We start from the raw sequence: 1,256 nt of genomic DNA on the forward strand, positions 1-1,256 counted from the left end.
TGACCTGCCCCCTTCCACCCTGCCAATCAAACTTTGGAAGTCCGGGGTTTCAAGGTTAATCGATTGCTCGATCGGTTGATGATCGAACTGCATCGCCTGCGCGCAGGCGATGCAGTTCGGCGAATCGTGCCGGCGGGATGCGGCCGATGCTGCTGTGGGGCCGCACCTCGTTGTAGTCCTTTCTCCATGCGGCGATCACGACGCGCGCTTGCGGCAAGGTCTGGAACCAGTGTTCATTCAGGCACTCGTCCCTGAACTTGCCGTTGAAGCTCTCGATGTAGCCGTTCTGCATCGGCCGACCCGGCTCGATCAGGAGGTGCCTCACCCCGCGTGCCTGCGCCCATGCGATGAACGCTCTGCTGGTGAACTCCGGCCCGTTGTCGGTTCGCACCGCTGCCGGGTAACCACGGAACGTGGCCGCTTGATCGAGCGCGCGCGTGACGTACACGCCGCCCATGCCGAAGTCCGTGACTATGTCCACGCACTCGTGGCTGAAGTCGTCGGCCACCGTCAGGCATCGGATACGCCGGCCGCTGGCCAGGCTGTCGCTGACGAAGTCCATGCTCCAGACCTCGTTGACACGCTGCGCAAGCTGCAGCGGCACGCGCTCGCTCGTTGGGCGCTTGGCCTTCTTGCGCTTGCGCACCGACAGACTCGCTTCGCTATACAGGCGATACACGCGCTTGTGGTTCACGTCCGGGAACTGCGGGCGCAGCATGTCGTGCACGCGCCGATAACCAAACCGCCTTCGTGCATGCGCGATCTCCACGATCTGCGCACTCAGTTGCTGATTCAATTGGGTCTCCACAGGTGGGTTGCGATAGCAGTCGCGCGACAGCCCCACGAGGCGGCACGCACGGCGCTCGGACAGGTCGTACTGCTGGACCATTGCCTCGATCGCTGCGCGCCGCGCTCGTGGGGCTAGCGCTTTACCCCGAAGACGCCCTTGAGTGCGTGGATGTCCAGGTGCGCTTCGGCCAGCAACTTCTTGAGCTTGGCGTTCTCGCTCTCCAGCTCGCGCAGCCGCTTGGCTTCAGACACCTGCATGCCGGCGTACTTGCTGCGCCAGTTGTAGAACGTCTGATCGCTGAAGCCACCCTTGCGGCACAACTCCTTGACCGGGATCCCCGCTTCTGCCTGCCGCAGAAAACCGATGATCTGTTCCTCTGTGAATCTGCTCTTTTTCATGTCCGCCATTCTCCGGGTTGACGGACTTCGCCAAGTTCAGGTTGGCACGGCAGGGCGGGGGCAGGTCA

General features: G+C 62.8%; 1 protein-coding gene. It reads right to left on the bottom strand.

Features of this window, described 5'->3' with window-relative positions; genetic code table 11:
- Window positions 1-55: 55 nt before the first annotated feature.
- A protein-coding gene (locus GHT07_RS21225) for an IS3 family transposase (RefSeq protein WP_407646677.1) occupies window positions 56-1,188 on the bottom strand; the annotation gives its coding sequence in 2 pieces (ribosomal slippage) (window positions 56-939 and window positions 939-1,188; 1,134 coding nt in all).
- Window positions 1,189-1,256 lie beyond the last annotated feature (68 nt).

Source organism: Caenimonas koreensis DSM 17982 (assembly GCF_009646335.1).
In the GTDB taxonomy this organism is placed as follows: domain Bacteria; phylum Pseudomonadota; class Gammaproteobacteria; order Burkholderiales; family Burkholderiaceae_C; genus Ramlibacter; species Ramlibacter koreensis.